The 24,113-nt window shown below is 64.3% G+C and carries 22 protein-coding genes; 11 read left to right on the top strand and 11 right to left on the bottom strand.

Features of this window, described 5'->3' with window-relative positions; all coding sequences use genetic code 11:
- Positions 1-66 precede the first annotated feature (66 nt).
- Both ACXAED_RS01830 and ACXAED_RS01825 read left to right on the top strand, forming a co-directional pair.
- On the top strand, positions 67-2,214 hold the full coding sequence (locus ACXAED_RS01830; protein ID WP_475046451.1) for a malate synthase G: 2,148 nt from the start codon (positions 67-69) through the stop codon (positions 2,212-2,214).
- 114 nt (positions 2,215-2,328) lie between these two features.
- The gene (locus ACXAED_RS01825; RefSeq protein ID WP_475046449.1) at positions 2,329-2,757 is read left to right on the top strand and encodes a GlcG/HbpS family heme-binding protein; all 429 of its coding nucleotides are present in this window, start codon (positions 2,329-2,331) and stop codon (positions 2,755-2,757) included.
- 111 nt (positions 2,758-2,868) lie between these two features.
- Here ACXAED_RS01825 and ACXAED_RS01820 read toward each other — a convergent pair whose 3' ends face one another.
- A complete protein-coding gene (locus tag ACXAED_RS01820; protein ID WP_475046447.1) occupies positions 2,869-3,351 on the bottom strand; it encodes a fasciclin domain-containing protein in 483 nt (160 codons plus the stop codon).
- Positions 3,352-3,515: 164 nt separating this feature from the next.
- On the opposite strand from ACXAED_RS01820, the gene ACXAED_RS01815 reads away from it, so the two are divergent.
- The 3 genes from ACXAED_RS01815 to ACXAED_RS01805 all read left to right on the top strand — a co-directional run bounded on the left by ACXAED_RS01815 (position 3,516) and on the right by ACXAED_RS01805 (position 5,588).
- Entirely contained in the window at positions 3,516-4,136 is a 621-nt protein-coding gene (locus ACXAED_RS01815) for a helix-turn-helix domain-containing protein (protein WP_475046445.1), read from the top strand.
- A 131-nt stretch (positions 4,137-4,267) separates the two neighbouring features.
- A complete protein-coding gene (locus tag ACXAED_RS01810) occupies positions 4,268-5,047 on the top strand; it encodes a gamma-glutamyl-gamma-aminobutyrate hydrolase family protein (protein WP_475046443.1) in 780 nt (259 codons plus the stop codon).
- A 25-nt stretch (positions 5,048-5,072) separates the two neighbouring features.
- Positions 5,073-5,588, top strand: coding sequence for a GNAT family N-acetyltransferase (locus ACXAED_RS01805; protein WP_475046442.1), 516 nt, complete (start codon positions 5,073-5,075; stop codon positions 5,586-5,588).
- 44 nt (positions 5,589-5,632) lie between these two features.
- Here the strand turns inward: ACXAED_RS01805 and ACXAED_RS01800 are convergent, their stop codons facing one another.
- Complete coding sequence (locus ACXAED_RS01800; protein ID WP_475046440.1) at positions 5,633-7,873, bottom strand: xanthine dehydrogenase family protein molybdopterin-binding subunit; 2,241 nt, start codon at positions 7,871-7,873, stop codon at positions 5,633-5,635.
- A 3-nt stretch (positions 7,874-7,876) separates the two neighbouring features.
- The gene (locus ACXAED_RS01795) at positions 7,877-8,341 is read right to left on the bottom strand and encodes a (2Fe-2S)-binding protein (RefSeq protein ID WP_475046438.1); all 465 of its coding nucleotides are present in this window, start codon (positions 8,339-8,341) and stop codon (positions 7,877-7,879) included.
- A gap of 94 nt (positions 8,342-8,435) precedes the next feature.
- On the opposite strand from ACXAED_RS01795, the gene ACXAED_RS01790 reads away from it, so the two are divergent.
- Entirely contained in the window at positions 8,436-9,017 is a 582-nt protein-coding gene (locus ACXAED_RS01790; protein ID WP_475046436.1) for a TetR/AcrR family transcriptional regulator, read from the top strand.
- A gap of 33 nt (positions 9,018-9,050) precedes the next feature.
- Here the strand turns inward: ACXAED_RS01790 and kynA are convergent, their stop codons facing one another.
- The 4 genes from kynA to ACXAED_RS01770 all read right to left on the bottom strand — a co-directional run bounded on the left by kynA (position 9,051) and on the right by ACXAED_RS01770 (position 12,438).
- Entirely contained in the window at positions 9,051-9,884 is an 834-nt protein-coding gene (gene kynA, locus ACXAED_RS01785) for a tryptophan 2,3-dioxygenase (RefSeq protein ID WP_475046434.1), read from the bottom strand.
- Between the two features lie 149 nt (positions 9,885-10,033).
- Positions 10,034-11,227, bottom strand: coding sequence for a kynureninase (kynU, locus tag ACXAED_RS01780; protein ID WP_475046432.1), 1,194 nt, complete (start codon positions 11,225-11,227; stop codon positions 10,034-10,036).
- An 81-nt stretch (positions 11,228-11,308) separates the two neighbouring features.
- A complete protein-coding gene (locus ACXAED_RS01775) occupies positions 11,309-11,686 on the bottom strand; it encodes an MmcQ/YjbR family DNA-binding protein (protein ID WP_475046430.1) in 378 nt (125 codons plus the stop codon).
- Entirely contained in the window at positions 11,686-12,438 is a 753-nt protein-coding gene (locus ACXAED_RS01770) for an SDR family NAD(P)-dependent oxidoreductase (protein ID WP_475046429.1), read from the bottom strand. The genes ACXAED_RS01775 and ACXAED_RS01770 overlap by 1 nt, the downstream gene beginning before the upstream one ends.
- 148 nt (positions 12,439-12,586) lie before the next feature.
- Here ACXAED_RS01770 and ACXAED_RS01765 point away from each other — a divergent pair, with 148 nt between their 5' ends.
- The 5 genes from ACXAED_RS01765 (at position 12,587) to ACXAED_RS01745 (ending at position 18,872) form a co-directional block, all read left to right on the top strand.
- Positions 12,587-13,537, top strand: coding sequence for an MBL fold metallo-hydrolase (locus tag ACXAED_RS01765; protein WP_475046427.1), 951 nt, complete (start codon positions 12,587-12,589; stop codon positions 13,535-13,537).
- Positions 13,538-13,761: 224 nt separating this feature from the next.
- A complete protein-coding gene (locus tag ACXAED_RS01760; RefSeq protein WP_475046426.1) occupies positions 13,762-14,211 on the top strand; it encodes a methyltransferase family protein in 450 nt (149 codons plus the stop codon).
- A gap of 138 nt (positions 14,212-14,349) precedes the next feature.
- Positions 14,350-15,921, top strand: coding sequence for a Re/Si-specific NAD(P)(+) transhydrogenase subunit alpha (locus ACXAED_RS01755; RefSeq protein ID WP_475046425.1), 1,572 nt, complete (start codon positions 14,350-14,352; stop codon positions 15,919-15,921).
- Between the two features lie 13 nt (positions 15,922-15,934).
- Positions 15,935-17,362, top strand: a complete 1,428-nt coding sequence (locus ACXAED_RS01750; RefSeq protein WP_475046423.1) for an NAD(P)(+) transhydrogenase (Re/Si-specific) subunit beta — start codon at positions 15,935-15,937, stop codon at positions 17,360-17,362.
- Positions 17,363-17,591: 229 nt separating this feature from the next.
- The gene (locus tag ACXAED_RS01745) at positions 17,592-18,872 is read left to right on the top strand and encodes a DUF3422 family protein (RefSeq protein ID WP_475046422.1); all 1,281 of its coding nucleotides are present in this window, start codon (positions 17,592-17,594) and stop codon (positions 18,870-18,872) included.
- On the opposite strand, the gene ACXAED_RS01740 is transcribed toward ACXAED_RS01745, so the two are convergent.
- From ACXAED_RS01740 to ACXAED_RS01725, 4 genes are all read right to left on the bottom strand, one after another.
- Positions 18,808-19,881 (bottom strand): YeeE/YedE family protein, encoded by a 1,074-nt coding sequence (locus tag ACXAED_RS01740; protein ID WP_475046421.1) that lies wholly within the window; start codon positions 19,879-19,881, stop codon positions 18,808-18,810. The genes ACXAED_RS01745 and ACXAED_RS01740 overlap by 65 nt on opposite strands.
- A gap of 232 nt (positions 19,882-20,113) precedes the next feature.
- Positions 20,114-21,085 (bottom strand): ABC transporter permease, encoded by a 972-nt coding sequence (locus ACXAED_RS01735; RefSeq protein WP_475046419.1) that lies wholly within the window; start codon positions 21,083-21,085, stop codon positions 20,114-20,116.
- The gene (locus ACXAED_RS01730; protein ID WP_008556597.1) at positions 21,078-22,085 is read right to left on the bottom strand and encodes an ABC transporter permease; all 1,008 of its coding nucleotides are present in this window, start codon (positions 22,083-22,085) and stop codon (positions 21,078-21,080) included. Before ACXAED_RS01730 ends, ACXAED_RS01735 begins: the two co-directional genes overlap by 8 nt.
- A 149-nt stretch (positions 22,086-22,234) precedes the next feature.
- Positions 22,235-23,938, bottom strand: coding sequence for a peptide ABC transporter substrate-binding protein (locus ACXAED_RS01725; RefSeq protein ID WP_475046417.1), 1,704 nt, complete (start codon positions 23,936-23,938; stop codon positions 22,235-22,237).
- Positions 23,939-24,113: the final 175 nt, after the last annotated feature.

The following is a 24,113-nucleotide window of genomic DNA, read 5'->3' as shown; positions in this document are numbered from 1 at the left end:
TGATCGGAAACTTCTGCCCTAACTAGGTATCAGCATACAGTGGTGTACCGCCGGAAGGAGCAAGACATGAGCCGGGTCGAGAAACAGGGAATTCAGGTGGCGCCGGAACTGGCGGATTTTATTGAGAAGCAGGCGCTGCCCGGCACCGGTGTCGAGGCCGACGCGTTCTGGAAGGGCCTGGCGGAATTGGTGAACGGGTTCGGCCCGGAGAACCGGGCGCTGCTGGCCAAGCGCGAGGACATCCAGGCCAAGATCGACGCCTGGCATATCGCCAACCGCGACAAACCGCATGACCACGAAGCCTACAAGGCGTTCCTTGCCGATATCGGCTACCTGCTGCCCGAGGGCGGCGATTTCGGAATCGAAACTCAGAAAGTTGACCCCGAGATCGCATCGGTGCCCGGCCCGCAGCTGGTGGTGCCGATCACCAACGCCCGCTATGCGCTGAACGCGGCCAACGCCCGCTGGGGCAGCCTGTATGACGCTTTCTACGGCACCGACGCGATGGGCACGCCAGCGCCCGCGGGCGGTTACGACAAGGGCCGCGGCGCACGGGTTGTGGCGCGGGCGCGGGTGTTCCTGGACGAGGCCTTCCCGGTCAACGGCACCAGCCACGCGGATGCGCGCCGCTACCATGTGCAGGACGGCCAGCTGCTGATCGACGACCTGCCGCTGGCGCAGCCGGAGAAATTTGCAGGCTACCGCGGCAACCCCAAGGCGCCGGAATCCGTGCTGCTGCGCAACAACGGGTTGCATGTGGAGCTGGTCTTTGACCGCGCCCACGCGATCGGCGCCCGCGACCAGGCGGGCCTTGCAGATGTGCGGCTGGAAAGCGCGATGTCCGCGATCATGGATTGCGAGGACTCGGTCGCCTGCGTCGATGCCGAGGACAAGGTTCTGGCCTATTCCAACTGGCTGGGCCTGATGAAGGGCGATCTGGAGACCAACCTGGAGAAGGGCGGCAAGACCCTCACCCGCCGCCTGAACCCCGATTTCGGTTTCACCGCGCCGGATGGCACCGCCAAGACCGTGAAGGGCCGCGCCCTCTTGTGGGTGCGCAACGTGGGCCACTTGATGACCAACCCGGCGGTTCTGGATAAGGACGGCAATGAGGCTTACGAAGGGCTGCTGGACGCGCTGATCACCGTGCTGATCGCCAAGCACGACCTAAAACGCGACGGCGGCAACTCCGCCCTGGGCTCGGTCTATGTGGTGAAGCCCAAGATGCACGGGCCGGAAGAGGTCGCCTTTACCGACCGTATCTTCGACAAGGTCGAGGATATCCTGGGCCTGCCGCGACACACCGTGAAGATCGGCATCATGGATGAGGAACGCCGCACCTCGGTCAACCTCAAGGAATGCATCCGCGCCGCCAAGCACCGGGTGGCCTTCATCAACACCGGCTTCCTGGACCGCACCGGCGATGAAATCCACACCTCGATGGAGGCCGGGCCGTTCTCGCGCAAGGACTTCATCAAGCGCAAGGCCTGGATCGGCGCTTATGAGAACCTGAACGTCGACATCGGCCTGGAATGCGGCCTGTCTGGCAAGGCGCAGATCGGCAAGGGCATGTGGGCGATGCCCGACATGATGGCGGCGATGCTGGAGCAGAAGATCGAGCATCCGAAATCCGGCGCCAACTGCGCCTGGGTGCCGAGCCCGACCGCCGCGACGCTGCACGCGCTGCATTACCACAAGGTCGATGTGTTTGCGGTGCAGGAGCGGCTCAAGGCCGGCGGCCGCCGCGCCCATGTCGATGGCATCCTCGAAATCCCGCTGGCGACCTACCGCAAATGGACGCCGCAGCAGATAGCCCGCGAGGTCGACAACAACGCGCAAGGCATCCTGGGCTACGTGGTACGCTGGATTGACCAGGGTGTCGGCTGCTCCAAGGTGCCGGATATCAACGACGTCGGCCTGATGGAGGACCGCGCCACCTGCCGGATCTCTGCTCAGCACATCGCCAACTGGCTGCATCACGGCGTTGTTTCCGAGCAGGAAGTGATGGGCAGCTTGCGCAAGATGGCCAAGGTGGTGGACGAGCAGAACCGCGGCGACAACAGCTACCGTCCGATGGCGCCGGGCTTTGACACCATTGCCTTCCAGGCGGCTTGCGATCTGGTGTTCAAGGGCCGGGTGCAGCCCTCCGGCTATACCGAGCCGGTACTGCACGCCCGCCGTCTGGAGCTGAAGGCCCAGGAAGCGTCAGCCTGATTGCGTCAAACTGACCCTGGAAAACAGTTTCCCGGAATTGACGGGTAGTCAAAGGGGGCCTTTTGGCCTCCTTTTTCCTTTCGTAACGTAACGTCAGCGGGAGGAAGGCCACTCATGGCAGGGATTTCATTGGATCAGGCGCGCACCATCATCCGGGCGGCGCTGGAATGCGGGCGCGGGATGGATTTGAAACCGCTGTCGGTGGTGGTGCTGGATGCCGGCGGTCACGTGCAGGCGTTCGAGCGCGAGGACGGCGCGGCGCCGGGCCGGTTTGCCATCGCCCATGGCAAGGCCTATGGCGCGGTTATGCTGGGCATGGCAGGCACGGCGCAAATGGCCCGCGCAGAAAACCAGGCCTATTTCATGGCTGCGGTGAACGGGGTTTACGGCGGCCAGGTGGTACCTGTGCCGGGCGGAGTGCTGGTCAGGAACGGCTCTGGTGATGTGGTCGGGGCCGTAGGCGTGACCGGCGACACCTCGGACAATGACGCCGCCGCCGCGGTGGCCGGAATAGAAGCTGCTGGCCTGCACGGCGAAATCTGACGACAACCCCCTCCCGCCGGGGCTTGAGGGAAGCCCGCTCAATAAGACGGGAGAGGGCCCTGCTCATAAAGCGGAAGGGGGGTTCTGCTTCAGAGCAGACGGCGGGCGCGCTTAGGGCAGGATGACGGCGTCAATCACGTGGATGACGCCGTTTGACGCTTCGATGTCCGCAGCGGTCACCGCAGCATCATTGATTTTTACCCCGTCGCCCATCGACACGGTGATCTCTTTTCCCATGACGGTTTCCGCGGTCATGCCATCGCTCAGATCCGACGACATCACCTTGCCCGGCACCACGTGATAGGTGAGGATTTCGGTCAGCTGCGCGCGGTTTTCAGGCTTCAGCAGGGTTTCGACCGTGCCTTCCGGCAGGGCCGCAAAGGCTTCATCGGTCGGCGCAAACACCGTGAACGGGCCATCGCCCTGCAGCGTTCCCACCAGATCAGCAGCGGTCAGCGCGGCTGCCAGGGTTTCGAACTGGCCGGCTGCGGCGGCCGTCTCGACAATGTCCTTGGACCCGGCCGGCACGGCCGACGGTACTGAGAGGCCGAGGGCAATGGCAAACGCAGTCACGGAGAGGCGGTTGAAAAACATGAGACATCCTTTCTGTCAGGCGCCAGCGGGAGGAGGGCAGAGAGGTCTGGCACAGTTAGCTTGACATGCAAAAATTTTGCATGAGATACACGTTTGTGTGAGGTGCATATTTTTTGCATTCAGGTAAAATTTTCCAAAAAGGATTGCCCCGGAGGTTAAAAACCATGAGCAAGCCCATGCTGTCCGAGACGCTTCAGGAAGGCCTGGAGGCCTATAGAATCGGCCCCAAGCTGCGCAGTCTGCGGCAAGGGAAGGACATGGGGCTGGCGCAGCTGGGTGAACATACCGGCCTGTCAGCAGCGATGCTGTCGCGCATCGAACGGGGGCAGGTGTTCCCGACTTTGGCGACCCTGCTGCGCATCGCGATGGTGTTCGGCGTCGGCCTTGATCATTTTTTCGGCCCGGGCGAGGATGCGCCGGTGCTGGAGGTGGTGCGGGAGCGGGACCGGCTGAAGCTGGGCGACAAGACCGACGGGCCGCTGTCTTATCTGTTCGAGAGCCTGGATTTCCCCGTGACCAAGGGGCGGTTCCAGTCCTATCTGGCGGAGTTTTCCGGCAACGGCGCTGAAAGCGCGCCGCACGCGCATCCGGGCGCGGAGATGATCTATGTGATTGAGGGCGGTCTGGAACTGGGCATCCACGGCCGGACCGAGGTTCTGGACAGGGGCGACTCGGTCTATTTTGATGCTGGGTTCGCCCACAGCTACCGGGCGGTGCCGGGGCAGCGGTGCCGTGCGCTCGTGGTGGTCTCGCGGGACAGTGTCCCGGACAGCCCGTCGGGCTGAGCCGGGACGGCAAGCCGCCTGCTGACGCAGGGGTGTGCAGGTGTGAACACTGTGTTGCTCTGCGCCGCCTGTTGAACCTGTGCAGTGTCAGGGCTAGGTTTTTCTTCAGGAAATGAAATTACGAGTGGATCATGACGCGACCCAAGGTTGGCATTATCGGCAACTCCTATCTGCTTAACGATCAGTACCCCGTGCATGCGGGCGGCACGATGAATTCCGAAGCAATTGCCGAGGTCGCGGGCTGTATGCCGCTGATGATCCCCTCCGACCCGCGCTTTGTCACCGTCGAAGAGCTGCTTCAGACGTTCGACGGCTTCCTGCTGACGGGCGGGCGGCCGAACGTGCACCCGCATGAATACGGCGAGGCGGAGACCGAGGCGCATGGGGCCTTTGACCGGGCGCGCGATGCCATCACCCTGCCGCTGGTCCGCGCCTGCGTGGAGCGCGGCCAGCCTTTCCTGGGCATCTGCCGCGGCTTTCAGGAGGTCAACGTGGCAATGGGCGGCACGCTCTATCCCGAAATCCGCGATCTGCCGGGGCGGATGAACCACCGGATGCCGCCGGACGGCACGCTGGAAGAAAAGTTTGCCCTGCGCCACAGCGTCCGTTTCAGCGCCGGCGGTGTGTTCCACCGGCTGTTCGGCGCTGAGGAAGTGATGACCAATACCCTGCACGGCCAGGGCATCAAGCGTCCGGGCGCCCGGGTGGTGGTGGACGGGCACGCGCCCGATGGCACACCGGAGGCGATCTTCATCAAGGACGCGCCGGGCTTTACGCTGTCGGTGCAGTGGCATCCGGAATGGGATGCAGCCAGCGATCCGGTGTCGCGCCCCTTGTTTGAGGCGTTTGGCTCTGCGGTGCGGGGCTGGGCGGATGGCAGCGCGCAGTCTGGTTTTCAGAAATCCGCGTAGGTGTATTTGGTTAAAAGGTTTTGGTATGAAAGGTGATTTCGAAGACGGCGCGCCCCGGCAGACGGGCACGTACAGGATCCGGCAATTCAAGGCAGGCGATGCGGCGGACTTGGCGGAGGTGTTCCGGTCGGCGGTGCATGGCATCGCAAGCCGGTACTATTCGCCGGAGCAGATCAACGCCTGGTGCCCCGTGGCGCCGCCCGCCGAAACCATCGGGCAGAAGCTGTCCGACGGGCGGGCGGTTTGGGTTGCAATCGGAGAGGACGATGCGCCGGTGGCCTTTATCGACCTTGAATCCGACGGCCATATCGACATGCTGTTCTGCCACCCCGGCGCCGCGGGGCAGGGTGTTGCGGCGGCGTTGTACGTCAGGCTGGAAACAGCCGCACTGCGCCAGGGGCTTGGGCTGCTGTATGTTGAGGCCAGCGAAGCAGCGCGCGGCTTCTTTGAGCGGCAGGGCTTTGCCGTGGACCGGCGGCGCGTTTTTGAGCGCCGCGGCGTGAAGATCCACAACTACCGGATGGTCAAGATCCTCGACTGATCCGGTGTGGCGGCCAGCCCGCAGCGGGGCAGACCGCTTTACGCTCAAGTCAGCAGATCGAAGTCATGCATCAGCGGCAGCTGCCGCGCCCGTTTTCCTGTCAGGTCGAACAGCGCGTTTGCCAGCGCCGGGGCCGCGGGCGGCGTGCCGGGTTCGCCCGCGCCGCCGATATGGGCTTGTTCTTGCAGAATGCGCACCTCCACCTGCGGCATCGTGTGCATGCGGATGGCGTCGTAATCGGGGAAGTTCATCTGCTCCGCGGCGCCTTCGGCAAAGGTGATCTCGCCGAACATCGCCGCCGACAGCCCATAGGCCATGCCGCCGGACATCTGCGCCTCCAGGTTTCGCGGGTCCAGCGCAACGCCCAGGTCAGCGGCGATCCACGCCTTTCGAAGGCGGATGCCGCCCTCTTCCTCGGCAACTTCAATAACCTGCGCCACCGGGGTGCCAAAGCTGTAGGTCATGGCAACACCGCGGCCCACGCCTTCGGGCGTCTTGCCGGTCCAGCCGGACATCTCCTTGACCGCCTCCAGCACCTTGGCGGCAGGGCCCCATTCGTCGCGCGCCAGCTCCAGACGGAACTCCATCGGGTCGGCACCCGCGGCGTGGGCCAGCTCATCCACAAAGCTCTCCATGAAAAAGCCGTTGATCGAGGCGCCGACAGAGCGCCAGAAGCCCACAGGGATCTGCAGATCGGCGGCATAGCCGCGGATGCGGTAGTTGGGGATGCCATAGGGCTGGTTAAAGGCACCGTCGGTCAAGGCAGTGTCCGGGCCGCTGGGCGACAAGCCAATCCAGCGGTTCATCGCCTGCGCGGTGGGGGACTGGCCGGCAATCTGCCCGTCCAGCAGCAGCGCCTTGCCATCCTTCACCGCACCGCGGAACCGTGCCGCCGAGGCCGGGCGGTAGAAGTCATGGGTCATGTCCTCCTCCCGGCTCCAGGTGAGCTGCACTGGAGTGCCCGGCATCTGCCCGGCTAAGCGGGCGGCATAGACGGCAAAGTCGACCTCGCCCCTCCGGCCGAAGCCGCCGCCCATCAGAGTGGTGTTCACTTCGACCTGCTCCGGCTCGATCCCCAGCGCCTTGGCGCAGTGGTCGCGGACCAGCATCGGCCCCTGGTTGCCGCACCAGATCTGCAGGCGGCCGCCATCAAACAGCGCAGTTGCGTTGAGCGGTTCCATCGTGGCGTGAGCCAAGTACGGCACCTCGTATTCCGCCGTCACCTCCTGCGCGCCCTCCGGAAGGGTTGCGGCGTCGCCGTCATCGCGCAGGGTGGAGTTCGGCTCGGCGTCAAACGCCGCGCGGATCGCGCCGGAGATCTCTGCTTGCGTGGCCGGGACCGGGGCCGCGCCCCAGTCGAACTCGATGGCTTCCAGCGCCTGAAGCGTCAGCCAGGTGTTGCTGCCGACAGCGGCAACCGCATCGCCAAGATCCGCAACCGTTTCGATGCCGGGCATCTGCAGCGCCGCCGCGGCGTCAAAGCCCTTCATCGCGCCGCCCAGATGCGGGTTTGCCTTCAGTGCCGCGAACTTCATGCCAGGAAGGCGCACATCAATGCCGAACTGCGCGGTGCCTGTGGCCTTGTCCGCCATGTCCACCCGCGGCTGGGACTTACCCAGCAGCCGCCATTCGCTGCGCGGGCGCAAGTGGCCGTCGACCGGCTCCAGCCGGGCCGCATCTGCTGCCAGCTCGGTATAGGCGATCTCCGCGCCGTCCGGCGCAATCACCTTGCCGTCCTTGGTGCTGAGCTGGCCGCGGCTGATGCCAAGGCGCTGGGCCGCGGCTTCCTTGAGTGTCTCCCGGGCAGAGGCCCCGGCCAGCCGCATCCGCTCATACCCGTCCTTCATCGAGGTCGAACCGCCGGTCACCTGCAGATCCAGCAGCTTGCCCGCCTGGCCCAGCAGTTCGCCCAGCGAGTGCATGAACCTGGACTTGTCATAGCCGGTGCTGGGCAGCGCCTCGCTCATCAGGGCGGAGTTGTAATAGGCCTTGGCGGCGGGCCCGTGCAAAACCTCCACCTGCTCCAGCGTCACGTCCAGTTCCTCGGCGATCAGCGCGGCCCAGGTGGTGTGCACGCCCTGGCCCATCTCGGCGCGCGGGGCGATCAGGGTGATCTTCCGGTCCGAGATCATCACAAAGGGGTTGAACGCCACTTCCCCGTCGCCGGGTTTCAGCGGGTTCGGGGCAGGGCGGCTGACGTAATAGGCGCCAAAGGCCACGCCGCCGACGATGGCGGCGGACCCGATCAGGAAGGAGCGGCGGGCGATTTTCTTGAAGCTGGCCATGATTTACGCCTCCTGCATCTTTTGGGCGGCGGTGTGAATGGCGGCGCGGATCCGCGGGTAGGTGCCGCAGCGGCACAGGTTGCCCTGCATCGCCTCGTCAATCTCCGCGTCCGAGGGCGCCGGGTTTTCTGCCAGCAGGCTCGCCGCCTGCATGATCTGGCCGGACTGGCAATAGCCGCACTGCGCCACCTGATGCTCCACCCAGGCCTGCTGGATCGCAGCCATCGCCTCCGGCGTGCCGAGGCCCTCAATCGTGGTCACCTCGCCCCAGACATCCGACAGCGCCACCTGGCAGGAGCGCACGGCCTCGCCGTCAATCTGCACGGTGCAGGCGCCGCAGGCGGCCACGCCGCAGCCGAACTTGGTGCCGGTGAGGCCAACCTCATCGCGCAGCACCCACAGCAGGGGCACATCATCAGGCAGGTCCACCTGATGGGATTTTCCATTGATGCGAAGCGTGGTGGACATGGCGTGTCTTCCTTTGCTGGGTTGCTGACAAATGTAACCGAAAGTGTCAGTGTGTCAATTGACATTTTTTACAAACAATGTCAGAAGCAAAATCATGAACATGGCAGGCATAGACCCAAAGCAGCAGGCAATCCTTGAGGCCGCCTGGGCGGCGTTCTCCACTTATGGGTTCCGCAAAACCTCGATGGACGACATCGCCAAGGGTGCAGGCATGTCGCGCCCGGCGCTGTATCTGCATTTCAAGAACAAGGAGGCGATCTTCCGGGCGCTTGTGGCCGCGTATTACGGCAATGCGGCAGAGAAAGTCCGCGCCGGGCTGGCCTCTGAGGGCACCTTGTCAGACCGCCTGCTGGCCGCGTTCAGGGGGCAGGGCGGCGAAGCGATCGAGTCTATGATGGCCTCGCCCCACGGGATGGAGCTGTTTGAGGTCACCAGGAATGTGGCGGGTGAGGAGATCGAGGCGGGCGAGGCGGCCCTGCGCGGGCTTTACGCCACCTGGCTGCAGCAGCAGGCAAAGGCCGGGCAGGCGGCGCTGATCGGGGATCCCGTGGTGATCGCGCAGACGATTTGCGCGTCCCTTAAGGGCATCAAGCAAACCGCCGCGGATTTTTCCGCCTATCAGGGCGGGGTGCGCCAGCTGGCAGCCCTGTTCGGGGCCGGGCTGACGCCGCGCTGAGCGGCGGGCCGGACGCACCGGCCCGCGCGTGTCTTACAGCTCGGTGCGCAGGTGCCAGAGCTCGGGGAACAGCTCCACCTCCAGCATCCGTTTCAGATAGCTGACACCGCCGGTGCCGCCGGTGCCGCGCTTGAAACCGATCACGCGCTCCACCGTGGTCACGTGGTTGAAGCGCCAGCGGCGGAAGTAGTCCTCGAAATCCACCAGCTTCTCGGCCAGCTCGTACAGCTCCCAGTGGGCCTCGGTATCGCGGTAGACCTCTGTCCAGGCGGCCTGCACCGCCTCATGCGGCTGATAGGCCTCCGACACATCGCGGTTCAGCACTTCATCCGGCAGATCAAAGCGCTGCGCCAGCGCCTTCAGCGCCACATCATAGAGCGACGGCTGCTTCAGTTCCGCCTCCAGCAGCGCCAGAATGTCCGGCCGGTGCGAGTGCGGCCGCAGCATCGCCTTGTTGCGGTTGCCCAGCATGAATTCGATCTGCCGGTACTGGTGCGACTGAAAGCCTGAGCTTTGGCCCAGCTCATCGCGGAATGCGGTGTAGTCCGACGGCGTCATGGTGCGCAGCACGTCCCAGGCGGAATTGAGCTGCTCAAAGATGCGCGCCACCCGCGCCAGCATCTTGAACGCCTGCCGTGCCTGGCCGCCCAGCAGCCGTTCGCGGGCAGCGCTCAGCTCGTGAATGGCCAGCCGCATCCACAGCTCAGAGGTCTGGTGCTGGATGATGAACAGCATCTCGTCATGGGTATTGGTCCATGTCTTCTGCGCGTTCAGCAGCATGTCGAGCGACAGGTAATCGCCATAGGACATGCGCCCGTCAAAGGACATCTGGGCGCCGTCGTCAGCGGGATCGTAGGGTTGGGTCATCGGAGTCGTTCCTTTTCCTAAGTGCAGTATATGTCAAGGAAAGGAATGCGTCCTCCGGTTCAGGGTGCCGCATTGGGCCAGGCGGCGCCAAAGCGCAACCCAGCCCGCCGGGCGGCAGAGCGGCAGATGGTATGCGCGGCGCTGCCGCATCAGGTGACCGCGTGGCGGACCATGTATTCCGGCCGGTCCCACAGGGCGTTTGTCATGACGTCAGCGATGATCTCCGCCGCGGCGCGCACGTCGCCCTCGTCGATGTACAGCGGGGTGAAACCGAACCGCATGATATCCGGCGCCCGGAAGTCGCCGATCACGCCGCGGGCAATCAGCGCCTGCATCGCGGCATAGCCCTCGTCGAACTTGAATGACACCTGGCTGCCGCGGAACGCAGGGTCGCGCGGCGAGGCCAGCTCCAGCTGCGGGCAGGTCTTTTCCACCTCGGCGATGAACAGGTCGCACAGCGCGATCGACTTGGCGCGCACGGAGTTCATGTCCGCCATGTCCCAGATATCCATTGCCGACTCCAGCGCGGTCAGCTGCAGGATCGGCGGGGTGCCGACGCGCATCCGGTCGATGCCGCTGCCGGGCCGGTAGTCGAGATCAAAGGCAAAGGGCGCCTCATGCCCCAGCCAGCCGGACAGGGCGGGGCGGGCGGTCTCTGCGTGGCGGGGGGAGACATAGATGAAGGCCGGCGCGCCGGGGCCGCCGTTCAGGTATTTGTAGGTGCAGCCCACCGCGAAATCCGCATGGCTCCCGGCCAGATCCACCGGAATGGCACCGGCCGAGTGGGCCAGATCCCAGACCGTCAGCACACCCAGCGCGTGGGCCTTTTCGGTCAGCGCCTTCATGTCGTGCTTGCGGCCGGTGCGGTAATCCACCTCGGTGATCATCAGCACCGCGATCTCATCGGTGATCGCGTCCTCGACCGCCTCCGGATCGACCACCCGCAGCTCATAGTCCGGCCCCAGCGACTTCAGCAGCCCGTCTGCCATATACAGGTCGGTGGGGAAGTTGCCGTTGTCCGACAGCACCACCTTGCGGCCCGGGTTCAGCTCCAGCGCCGAGGCAACCGCCTGATAGACCTTGATCGACAGCGTGTCGCCCATGACCACATGGCCGGGCTCCGCCCCGATCAGCCGTCCGATCCGGTCCCCCAGCGCCTTGGGCTTGTCCATCCAACCGGCCTTGTTCCAGCCGGTGATCAGCATCTGGCCCCATTCGTCCTGCATCATTGACCCGACCCGCTCCTTGGCGGCCCGGGGCAGGGGGCCAAGCGAGTTGCCATCCAGATAGATCACGCCTTCCGGCAGGTCGAACATCGCCTTGGTTGCAGCAAAATCGGTCATAGGGGCCTCGCGTGCCTTGAGGTATTTCAAGCTTAAAGCTTTTCGGAGTTGCTACCGCATCCGCGTCATTCTGTCCAGTGCCTAGCGCGCGGCGGGCTGCGGGTCCGGGATGCCCAGCTCGGCACGCTTCTTCTTGGACAGCTTCGCAGTGACCATCTGATAGGACAGGGTGATCTGTTCCTTCAGCTCCGTGTCCGTAAGACCGTCGTCGTCAAATTGCTGCAGCCACTTCATCCCGCGCGATGCCAGATAGGGCGCCGGGCGGACGCCGGGGCGCTCCTGCAGCACTTCAAAGGCAATGTCGCCGGCCTTGAAGGTGAAGGCATCTCTGCCGTCAGCCCAGCCGCAGACCGCAAACAGCTTGCCGCCCGCCTTCCAGACGTCAGAGTTGCCCCATTGCACCACATGCTCCGCCGCAGGAAAGGTCCCGCAGAACGTGTTGAACCCGTCCCGGTCCATCAGGTCTGCCCGCCCGCGATCTCAATGCACTGGCCGTTCACCGACCCGGATCCCGGCCCGCACAGCCACAGGGCCGCGGCGGCGACCTCGCTGGGCTCGATCAGCCTCTTGTGGCGGTTGGCGTTCACCATCACGTCCATTGCCTCCACCGCGCTCATGCCTGCCCGCTGCGAGATCGCTGTGACATTGCGTTCCACAATCGGCGTGTCGACATAACCCGGGCACAGCGCGTTGAAAGTAAACGGCGTGCCAAGATAGTCCTCGCTCAGCGCCCGGGTCAGGCCGATCATCCCGTGTTTGGTGGCAGAATAGCAGGCCGCCCCCTTCAGCCCCCGCAGCCCGGCGATGGAGGACACGGTGATCACCCGCCCCCAATCGGTCTCCCGCATCGACTTGAAACACTCCCGGATGGTCAGAAAGGCCCCGTCGAGGTTGGTTGCCATCATGTTGCGCCAGAATTCCATCGAGGTCTTGTGCAGCGCCGCGCCCTCGGCAACGCCGGCATTGGCAACACAGATCTGAACCGCTCCGCGCGCCGCCACCGCAGCCTCTACCTTGGCGGCCACGTCCGCCTCGCTGCGCACATCCATCGCCAGCGGATGCAGGCCGTCCGTGGCAACCTGCTCCAAAACCTCCTGCCTGCGCCCGGTGATGGTGACCTGCGCGCCCTCAGCGGTCAGAGCCTGGGCAATCGCCAGCCCGATCCCGGTGCCGCCGCCGGTGACCAGCGCGTGTTTGCCTTGCAATGTCATGATACTCCGGACCTCCCTGTTTTGCGGGCCAACCTAACCGGGCCGCGGCATCTGGCAACCCCGCCGTGCCGTCACGCCGCATGGGTCAGGCGTTTACAGTCACATTCGCATGTGTGAATGTCGCTGCAAACCTTCAGGGAGATTTCCGATGAAAGCTATTGCCGCCGCCTGCGCCGCCTTGTGTATCGCTTCAGCCGCCCAAGCCAGCGAAGACATCGCTGACCAGTACCCCCAGTCTGAGCTGTATTCCAAGCCGGTGGAGGTGATCCCACATGTCTTTTCCGCCATCGGTGCCACCGCGCCGCCCACGTACGAAAACGCGGGCCACAACAACAACCTCTCCTTCATCGTGACCTCCGAAGGCGTGGTGGTGGTGAACTCCGGCGCCTCCGATGCCCTCGCCAAGGCGCTGCACGACGAAATCAAGCAGGTGACGGACCAGCCGGTAGTGCTGGTGGTCAACGAAAACGGCCAGGGCCATGCGATGCTGGGCAACGGCTACTGGCGGGACCAGGGCGTGGACGTGCTGGCCCATGCCGAGGCGATTGCCGAGACGCAGGAAAACAGCGACCTGATCCTGCAGCGGATGCGCGGCTACAACAAGGACCGGGCGGGGCAGACCCGCGTCGAACACGCCAACCTGTCTTTCGAGGACCGCTACGATCTCTCCCTGGGCGGGGTGGAAATGCAGGTGCTGCACCTCGGCCCGGCGCATGATCCGGGTGACATCCAGGTCTGGATCCCGGAGTGGGACCTGCTGATTGCCGGCGACATCGCATTTCACGAACGCATGCTGCCGGTGTTCCCGCACACCTGCACCAAATGCTGGGTTGAGACCTGGCAGGACAAGCTGGAACCGCTTGACCCCGCCTATGTAATCCCCGGCCACGGCCACCCGACCAATTTGCCGCAGGTGCGCCGCTACACGCTCGACTACCTGACCGATCTGCGGACCAAGGTCGGCGCCCATATCGAGGCGGGCGGAGACCTCGCCAGCGCCTACTATGTTGACCAGGAGCGCTGGAAGACCCTCGATACCTTCGAGGAGCTTGCGACCAAGAACGCGGGCCGGGTTTTCGAGGAAATGGAGTGGGAGTGAGCCGGCCACGCTGCGGTACACAAAAATATACTTAGGCAAACCGGTGAATTTGTGCAGGATCATGCCGCAAGCCGGAACAGATTCGTCGTTTCTGCGGCACGAAGGGCATTTTGTCCTTTTCTTTCAGTCCCGGCCGAACCGGTCTGGACGGCCAGGACGGATAAGGGAAAACTGCCCGCGATGTGCATGATTTCAGGACATATTCTGCAAGGGGGCAGGGCCTGATGAAGTGGTTCGATGTGCCGCCGGTCTGGCTCGCGGGCTTTGTCCTGGCCGCATGGCTGCAATCGCGGCATTTTCCGGTCGGGCTCTCCTTCGGAGGCGCCTGGGCGGAGTTCCTGGGCGGTATCCTCCTGGGCGGCGGACTGCTGCTGGCGCTGCTCGCCATCACCGAGATGCGACGGCAGAAGACCACGGTCCTGCCGCATCAGACACCCAGCCACCTGGTGCAGTCGGGCATCTTCAGCCGCAGCCGCAACCCGATCTACCTGGGCGATGTGCTGATCCTGGCGGGCCTTATCCTGTGGTTCGATGCGGTGCTGTCGCTGCCGTTGATCCCGGTTTTCCTCTGGGTGCTGGAGAAGCGTTTCGTCATTCCCGAGGAAGATAGGATGCGCCGGACGTTCCGCGCCGACTGGGCCCGTTATGAACGGAAAGTGCGCCGCTGGATCTGACCGGAACGCGGCATTGCGGCATGACTTTGCGGCAACGCAGCAAAATCCTTGCGCAACAATCTTGCGCATTGTAGAGAAAATTATTGTGATCCGTACCCAGAGGATGCTGGCACGGGCAGGACGAGGGGGACCGACAAGGTGAAAATAGGAACACCAAAAGAAACATTTGCGGGTGAAAACCGCGTAGCGATGACGCCGGACTCTGCGCGTCAGCTGCAGAAGCTGGGGTATGATTGCGCGATCGAGGCCGGGGCCGGGGCGGCGGCGGGGTTTTCCGATGCCGCCTATGAAGCCGCGGGCGTCGAGATCATCAAGACACCGGCGGCGCTGTGGAAAGCGGCCGATATCGTCGCCAAGGTGCGCCAGCCGGATGCCACCGAGCTGAAGCGGCTGACCAAGGGCAAGACGCTGATTTCCTTCTTCAATCCGGCCGGAAACGAAGAGGGCATGGAGCTCGCCAAGGCCAAGGGCGCCAATGTGATCGCCATGGAAATGGTGCCGCGGATCTCCCGCGCGCAGAAGATGGATGCGCTCAGCTCCATGGCCAATATCGCGGGCTACCGCGCCGTCATTGAGGCGGGCAACAACTTCGGCCGCTTCTTCACCGGCCAGATCACCGCCGCGGGCAAGGTGCCCCCGGCCAAGGTGCTGGTGGTCGGCGCCGGTGTTGCGGGGCTTGCCGCCATCGGCACCTCGACCTCGCTGGGTGCCGTCACCTATGCCTTCGACGTGCGCCCGGAAGTGGCCGAGCAGGTTGAATTGATGGGCGCCGAGTTCGTCTATCTCGACTTCGAGGAGGAGCAGCAGGACGGTGCCGCCACCGGCGGCTATGCGGCTGTTTCTTCTCCGGAATTCCGCGAAGCGCAGCTCGCCAAGTTCCGCGAGCTGGCGCCGGAGGTGGACATCGTCATCACCACCGCGCTGATCCCCAACCGCGACGCGCCCAAGCTGTGGCTGGCCGACATGGTGGCGGCGATGAAGCCGGGCTCGGTGATCGTCGACCTGGCGGCAGAGCGCGGCGGCAACGTCGAGGGCACTGTGAAGGACGAGAAGGTCGTCACCGACAACGGCGTCACCATCATCGGCTACACCGATTTCCCCAGCCGGATGGCGGCGCAGTCCTCGTCGCTTTACGCCACCAATATCCGCCACATGATGGCTGACCTGACGCCGGAGAAAGACGGCCAGGTCAACCACAACATGGAGGACGACGTGATCCGCGGCGCCACCGTGGCGTATCAGGGCGAGATCACCTTCCCGCCGCCGCCGCCCAAGGTTCAGGCAATTGCGGCCAAGCCCAAGGAAACCGTGCCGGAACTGACGCCGGAGGAAAAACGCGCCAAGGAAATCGAGGCCTTCAAGGCGCAGACCAAGAGCCAGGTCACGATGCTGGCGGGCGGCGGCGCGCTCTTGCTGCTGGTCGGGCTGTTCGCGCCGGTCAGCTTCATGCAGCATTTCATCGTCTTTGCGCTGGCCTGTTTCGTGGGCTTCCAGGTGATCTGGGGCGTCGCGCACAGCTTGCACACGCCGCTGATGGCGGTCACCAACGCGATCTCCTCGATCATCATCCTGGGCGCCTTGATGCAGATCGGATCGGGCAGCTTCCTGGTGATCCTGCTCGCCGCGCTCAGCGTTTTCATGGCCGGGATCAACATCTTCGGCGGCTTCCTCGTCACCCGGCGCATGCTCGCCATGTTCCAGAAATCTTAAGGAGGCCGGGCACATGGATTACGGTTTCACCACCGCCGCCTATGTCGTTGCGGCTGTTCTCTTCATCCTGTCGCTGGGCGGGCTTTCCAACCAGGAAAGCGCCAAGCGCGCGGTCTGGTACGGCATTGCCGGCATGGGGCTGGCGGTGTTTGCCACCCTCATCGGCCCCGGCTCGGGCCTGTGGCTCTTGTCGATCCTGCTGATCGCGGGCGGCGGCATCATCGGCACCTATGTCGCCAAGCGGGTGCAGATGACCGAGATGCCGCAGCTGGTCGCCGCGATGCACTCGCTGGTCGGTCTGGCCGCGGTCTTCGTGGGCTTCATCGCCCATTTCGAGATCGGCAATGTGGCATCCGCTGCCAGCACCGATGAGCTCGGTACCTTCGCCAAGCTGATCGCCAAGAAAACCCCGGCAGAGATCGCTTTCCTGCGCGTGGAACTCTTCCTCGGCATCTTCATCGGCGCGATCACCTTCACCGGCTCGGTGATTGCCTTCGGCAAGCTGGCGGGCAAGGTCACCTCGGCCGCCACCAAGCTGCCGGGCGGCCACATGCTGAACGCCAGCGCCGCGGGCCTCTCCTTTATCTGCCTGATCTGGTACTTCAATTCCGGCGGCTTCCTGCCTCTGCTGCTGATGACGCTGGCGGCGCTGTTCATCGGCTACCACCTGATCATGGGCATCGGCGGCGCCGACATGCCGGTGGTGGTCTCGATGCTGAACAGCTACTCCGGCTGGGCCGCGGCGGCGATCGGCTTCTCGCTTGGCAATGACCTGCTGATCGTGGTCGGCGCGCTGGTCGGCTCTTCCGGTGCGATCCTCTCCTACATCATGTGCAAGGCGATGAACCGCTCCTTCATCTCGGTGATCCTGGGCGGCTTCGGCGGCACCGCGGGTCCTGCGATGGAGATCGACGGCGAGCAGATCGCCATCGACGCCGACGGCGTGGCAGCGGCGCTGGAGGAGGCCGACAGCGTGGTGATCATCCCCGGCTACGGCATGGCGGTGGCGCAGGCGCAGCAGAACGTCGCCGAACTGACCCGCCGCCTGCGGGCCAAGGGCAAGGAGGTGCGCTTCGCCATCCACCCGGTCGCAGGCCGCCTGCCGGGCCACATGAACGTGCTCTTGGCGGAGGCCAAGGTGCCTTATGACATCGTGCTGGAGATGGACGAGATCAACGACGATTTCCCGTCCACCGACGTGGCCATCGTGATCGGCTCCAACGACATCGTGAACCCTGCGGCGCAGGAGGACCCAAACTCGCCGATCGCCGGCATGCCGGTTCTGGAGTGCTGGAAGGCGAAACAGGTCTTCGTCTCCAAACGCGGCCAGGGCACCGGCTATTCCGGCATCGAGAACCCGCTGTTCTTCAAGGAAAACACGCGCATGTTCTACGGCGATGCAAAGCAGAGCCTCGATACGCTGCTGGGCATGATCCAGTAAGCCAACGGTCATATGACAACGAAAGGCGCTCCAACCGGGGCGCCTTTTTCTTTCCGGATCCTTCATCTGGCTGAAAATATCCCGGGGAAGGCCCGCGCGGGCCGGGGGCAGAGCCCCTGCAACACCTGCATTGTATACCATTGCATCCTGCTAACACATTGAAATAAAACATTTCTGTACATGTTTGCAAGGGCTCTCTATGGTCGGCGGCATTGCCCCGGAGACCAGAATGCCCCCGATCCAGGATCACCCCTTGCGCTACACGCTCACCAATGAGCTGCACGCCCGCCCGTTCCCCGCCATGTCTTGCCCCAGCACGGTTGTGTATCTGGCGGTCAAGCAGCCGAACGAGGCGGAACACCGCGACCGGATGCAGGATCTGAAGCATCTGACCGACCTGCTGGACCGCCACGGGGCGCCGCACCCCAAGCCGGGGGCGACGCATCACGCGGCGCAAATCGGCCGCCACATGATCAAATGGGAGCAGCACACGGAATTTGTCAGCTACACCGTCTACCGCGACGGCGTCAGCGCGCGGGCCTTCGACCCGGCGGATTTTGACGTCTTTCCCGCGGACTGGCTGGCAGAGGCCCCCGGCCAGCGGATCACTTCCGCGCTGATCCGGGTTGTGCCGCGCAGCAAAGCGGCGGAGATGAAGGAAACCCTGCATGACTGGTTTGTGCCGGAAAGCCTTGCGGTCTCCCGGGTGCTGGACGACAGCGCCGTGGTGGCCGGGGATTTCCGCATCGATCCGGCTGGTCATATGCGGTTTGCGGTGCTGCCGAATGCCGAGACCGGCAGCCAGCGCATCGGGCGGATCGTCCAGCGCCTGTGCGAGATCGAGACCTACCGGGCGATGGCGATGCTGGGGTTCTCCCGCGCCCGCGGCCTGACTCCTTCGATCAGCGCGATGGACACTCATCTGAGCGAGATGATGGTGGAGATGACCGGCGGGTCCACTCCGGCCGAGCAGACCCTGTCGCAGCTGCTGACCGTCTCGGCTGAGCTGGAGGCGATGGCCGCACGCTCTGCCTTTCGCTTCAGCGCAACAGGGGCTTATGACGCCCTGGTCAATCAGCGGGTCAGCCTGCTGCGCGAGGACCGGCACGAGGGATTCCAGACGCTTGCGGAATTCATGCTGCGCCGGTTCGAACCTGCCATGCGCACGGTGAAATCCACCGAAAAGCGGCTGGAGACCCTGGCGAACCGGGCGCGCCGGGCAGGCGAGCTGCTCCGGACCCGGGTTGATGTGGAGCGCTCTGCCCAGAACCAGGCGCTGCTGGCCAGCATGGACCGCCGCTCGGACATTGCCCTGCGCTTGCAGCACACGGTGGAGGGGCTGTCGGTGGTGGCCGTCAGTTACTACGCGGTGTCTCTGGTCTCAGACTTCTTCCTGCCGTTTGCAGAGAGGTACGGGGTCAGCAAGAAACTCCTGATCGCAGCGGTTACCCTGCCGGTTGTTGCCTTGGTGTGGCTGGGGATCCAGCGGATCCGGAAGAAGCTGCACTAAGCGCGGCGTTCATGCCAAGGCCGCCAAGCGCGATAAAGGCCAGCGCCAGCAGGGCGGCGAGGCTGAGGGTTGGAATGCCCGCCAGCCCGGCGCCCACGGTGCAGCCGCCCGCCAGCACGCCGCCAATGCCCATCAGCACCGCACCAGCCAGGTAACGGCCGGTTTGGCGCGGGCTTTCGAAGCTTTGCCACTGGAAGCTGCCGCTGAGCACAGCTGCGGCCAGCGCACCGGCCAGTACCCCGCCGACCAGCCCGGCACCGAACCCTGCAGGGATGGAGCTGGAGGCGATCACGAAGAACAGCGTGTCGGCAGCAGGTGCGGTGAAGGAAAGGCTTTCCATCGCGATGGGGTCGAATTCGTCGAACAGCACAAAGCCGGTGCCAACCCAGGCCGCGGGCACCAGCACGCCGAGCGCCGCTGCGCCCGCAAGCGTTAGTACACGGTTGCCGGAGCGCAGCGCGGTAAACAGGGCTGCGGCGACAATCAGGCCGCTCCACAGCAGTGCGCCGCCGGGCAGGGCTGCAAGGGAGATCTGCTCGCCCGCAAGGACCGTGACCGATCCAAGCGCGGTGCGCACCGGCGCCAGCAGGCCCTTCAGCGTGGCATGGGCGGTGACGGCAAAAACGGCAATCACCATGAGCGCCCGCAAGTTGCCGCTGCCCGCCAGCACCAGAAGGCGCGAGGCGCAGCCTCGGGTCAGGATCATACCGGCACCGAACATCAGCCCGCCGGCGGCGATGGCCAGCAGCGGCAGATCCTGCGCCATCAGCCGGTGCTCCGCAAAACCGATCCAGCCCTGCGCCACCGCCGCCTGGGTGCCAGCGACCGCCACCGCCAATGCCATCGCCCAGACACCGGCAGCCTGGCGGCGGTCCTCGCCTGCCAGCGCGCGGCGGAAGCAGAAGCGGGTCAGCTGCGCCAGCACGCCGAACAGGACACCGATGGCAAGGGCGAAGAGGACGGAAACCTCCCGTGCCGTGGTATCCTCAAAACCGAATGTTTCGAACATTGCACTCTCCAGCTGCGGATTCGGAACGTTTTCCCGCAATGACGGGTTTGCAGCACCGCCGCAAGTGCCGGGCGGTTTGCGGAGCTGGGTAAAGGCGGAACAAAGTTCCGGCCTGGGCGGCCCGGCAGAAATAGTGATTTTGCCGGAAACGGGTGCTGCAAAACAAACTGGCCGCTTTGAGGAAAGCGGCCAGAAGGTATGTTTTTATTTGAATGTGTGCAGGCGTCCCGCCTCAGCGGCCCCGGATCCGCGGGTCCAGCGCATCGCGCAGCCCGTCGCCCAGGTAGTTCACGCTCAGCACCGTCAGTGAGATCGCCATGCCGGGCCAGAACACCCGCTCCGGGTACTGCTGCAGATAGTCGGTGGCATCAAACAGCAGCCGCCCCCAGGTCGGGAAATCCGGCGGGAAGCCGAGGCCGAGGAAGGACAAGGACGACTCGGTGATGATCGCGGTGGCAATCCCCAGCGTTGCCGAGACCATGATCGGCGACAGCACGTTGGGCAGGATGTGCCGGGTGATCAGCTTCTGGTTGGTGGTGCCGATGGAGCGCGCCGCCATCACGAACTCGCGCTCCTTCAGCGCCAGCACGTCGCCGCGCACGATCCGCGCGGTGGGCATCCAGCTGGTCACCCCGATCGAGGCCACGATCAGGATGAAAATCCCCTGTTCCGGGCCGAAGGCCGCGTTCAGCGGCTCGCGGAACAACAGCATCATCACCAGCAGAAGCGGCAGCAGCGGCAGCGCCAGGAACAGGTCGGTCATCCGCATCAGCGGGCCGTCCAGCTTCTTGAAGAAGCCGGCCAGCACCCCGATGAAGGAGCCCAGGAACAGCGCCAGCAGCATCGCGGTCAGACCCACGGAAACCGAGGTCGCGCCGCCCGCCATCATCCGGGCCAGCATGTCGCGGCCCAGCTGGTCAGTGCCAAAGGGATGCGCCCAGCTGGGGCCTTGGTTGCGGGCGCGGATATCGATCTTGGTGGCGTCGATGTCCCACACGTAGGGGCCGGCATAGACCGCCAGGATGATGAACAGGAACAGGGCCCCGCCCATCAGCGCGCCGCGGTGGGATTTGAACTGGTCCCACACATCCAGCCACTGGCTGCGCGGCGGGTTGTGCAGCTCCTCCAGCGCGCCTGCACCGGGGACCGCGGTCGAGGCGGGCGCCATGCCTTCGTCGGGCACAAAGCGTTCCTTGTCAGTCATAGCGGATCCTCGGGTCAAGAATGCCGTACAGAACGTCGGCGATCAGGTTGAACAGCACGATCAGCACCGCAAAGATGAAGGTCAGCGTCTGCACCATCGGCAGGTCGTTGGCCTGGATGGCGCCGATCAAGAGCTGGCCGATGCCGTTCACCTTGAACACCTGCTCGGTGATGATGGCGCCGCCAAAGATCGACGGGATCCCCAGCGCGATCACGGTCACCACCGGGATCATCGAGTTGCGCAGGACGTGGACCATCACCACGACATACTCGCTCAGGCCCTTGGCGCGGGCGGTACGCACGTAATCCTGGTTCAGGTTGTCCAGCATCGAGGCGCGCATGAAGCGGCTCAGCTGCGCGGTGATCTGCAGCGCCAGCACCATCACCGGCATGATCATCTGCTTCAGCTGGTAAACAAAGGCGTCCCAGCTGTCGACCACATGGGTGGTGTCATAGATCGACGGGAACCAGCCCAGCTGCACCGAGAAGATCACGATCACCAGAACGCCCGAGAAGAACGGCGGCACCGAGAAGCCCACCATCGACACGAAAGTGCCCAGCTGGTCGAACCAACTGTACTGGCGGTAGGCGGAATAGATACCGATCGGCAGCGCGATCAGGATGGCGACCACATAGGCGGTGCCGACGACCCACAGGGTCTGCGGGATGCGCTGGATCACGATGTCCATCACCGGCGAACGGGTCTGCCAGGAGATCACCCGCAGGTCGCCTGCGGAAAAGGACGTGCCCAGGTAATGGTCGATCAGAACCTGCGGCTCGATCCAGAAGAACTGCACCAGCCACTTCCAGAAGCGGATATGCATCGGCTGGCCGAGGCCAAGCGCCTCGCGCATCTTTTCTTTGACTTCGGGGGGGACGGTCAGGGGAACCTGCGCCATCGGGTCGCCGGGGGCGAGCTCCAGGAGCAGGAAGATCACGAGGCTGATGAACAGCAGTGTCGGAACTGCCAGGATCAGCCGCCGGATTGTAAAGGTCAGCATCAGGTAGGCGCCTTTGCAACTTGTATTAAGGTCGGAGCAGGCGGGGAAGGCCTCACATCCATGTCACGCGCAGGCGGTTAAACGTAACCAATGCAGAATGGCAAGGGGCCCCGATGTAACGTCAGGGCCCCAAGTGAGGCAAGCGCTGCTTACTTGATGCGGTACCAGTCTGCTGCGTTCCACAGCTCGCTGTCCCACACGTTCAGGTCAACGCCGCCCAGCGTGTTGGAATGCGCCGACAGGCGGCCGCGGTGCACCAGCGGGATCATGCCGCCGTTTTCGACCATGATGTCGTTGAGGCGGCGGCCGATTTCGGCGCGGGCCTCAAGGCCGGCAGTCTTGGTCAGCTCGGCGTGCAGCTGGTCGAACTCCTCGTTGCAGAAGCGCGAGATGTTCTCACCCTGCCACTGCGACTCGGGCTTGGGCGCCTTGTCGCACAGGCCGTTGGCCAGATAGGCCTGCGGGTCGGTGCCGTCGAAGTTGTTGGCGTACATTTCCACGTCCGCATAGAACTTCTGGAAGGTGTCGGGCGAACCCGGGTCACCGCCGAAGAACACCGAGGCGTTGATGTTGCGCAGCTCGGACTCGATGCCGATCTGGCCCCACCACTCCTTGATCAGCGCCTGGAAGTCCTGGCGCACGGCGTTGGTCGAGGTCTGGTACAGGATCTTCATCGGCTTGCCGTCCGGGGTCTCCCGCACGCCGTCGCCATTGGTGTCCTTATAGCCGGCTTCCTCCAGCATCGCCTTGGCGCCTTCGATGTCCTGGGTGGAGCAGTCAAAGGTGTCGGAGGCAAAGGCTGCAGGTGCAGGCACCCAGTTGCAGCCGACCTTGCCGGCCTTGCCATAGCCGATTTCGACCAGCAGCGGACGGTCGATGGCCATCGACATCGCCTTGTAGACGGCCGGGTCCTTCAGGAACGGATGCGGATGCTTGGCGGTGGAGCGCTCGCCCTCCGGCAGGTCCGGCGACGGGTCGGTCTGGTTCAGCATGATGCGTTCCACCAGCGAACCAAAGCCCGCAACCGGCTTGCCTTTGCCGCCTGCTTCCATCTGCGCGATCACTTCCGGCGCCAGCTGCAGGTTCCAGGCATAGTCGAACTCGCCGGTTTCCATCACCGCGCGGCCCGCAGCGGTGGCGTCACCGCCGCCCTTGAACAGCACCTTGGCAAACGCCGGCTTGGCCGGGTCGCGGTAGTTGGGGTTGGCCGACATGGTGATCACGTCGTTCGGCTTGAACTCATCCACCACAAACGGGCCGGTGCCGATCGGGCCAAAGTTGGCCTCGGTGCATTCCGGTGCGCGGGCGCCCATGCAGTTTTCGAACTGCGCCTTCTGCAGGATCGGGCTTTCACCGCCGGAGAACGGGCCATAGGGGAAGGGGGTCGGTTTGTCGAAGTTAACCTTGACGGTCATGTCGTCCAGCAGCTCGACCGAGCTCACGCCCTCGAACTTGGTCAGCTGGGCGCAGCCGCCTTCGGGATGCATGCAGTAATCGGCGGTGAATTTCACGTCGTGGGCGGTAAAGTCGGTGCCGTCGGACCATTTGATGCCCGGCGCGATCTTCCAGGTGATCGAGGTCAGATCCTCGCTGACGCCGCCGTTTTCAACCGTCGGGATTTCCGAGGCCAGATAGGGGATCATGTTGCCTTCGGGGTCATAGCGGGCCAGCGGCTCGATCACCAGCGAAGCGGCCTGAATGTCCTTGGTGCCGCCGGACAGGAACGGGTTCAGGATCGACGGCGCCTGCCAGTAGATGATGTTGACCTGGCCATCGGACCCGCGCTCAGCAAAGGCCGCTGGCGCCAGCGCGGCCGTGGCAACGGCCCCCATCAAAAGGGATTTGAGTTTCATCACACACTCCTTGTCGGACACGTTTCGTGTCTTTTTGTTGGCCGGACCGCATCGGGCCCGGAGATTTGCCGCATCGCTGCGGAAGGGTCGCAATCGCGCCTGCACACAGGCCAAAAGCGCAGACATTAAGCACTCTTAACAAGTTTCCGGAAAGGCCGGTGCATACCGTCCTGCA

The sequence above is a fragment of the Leisingera sp. ABM4_103 genome, assembly GCF_056158685.1.
Note: the sequence above shows the minus strand (reverse complement) of the source record. Positions and strands in the feature narration are given on the sequence as shown.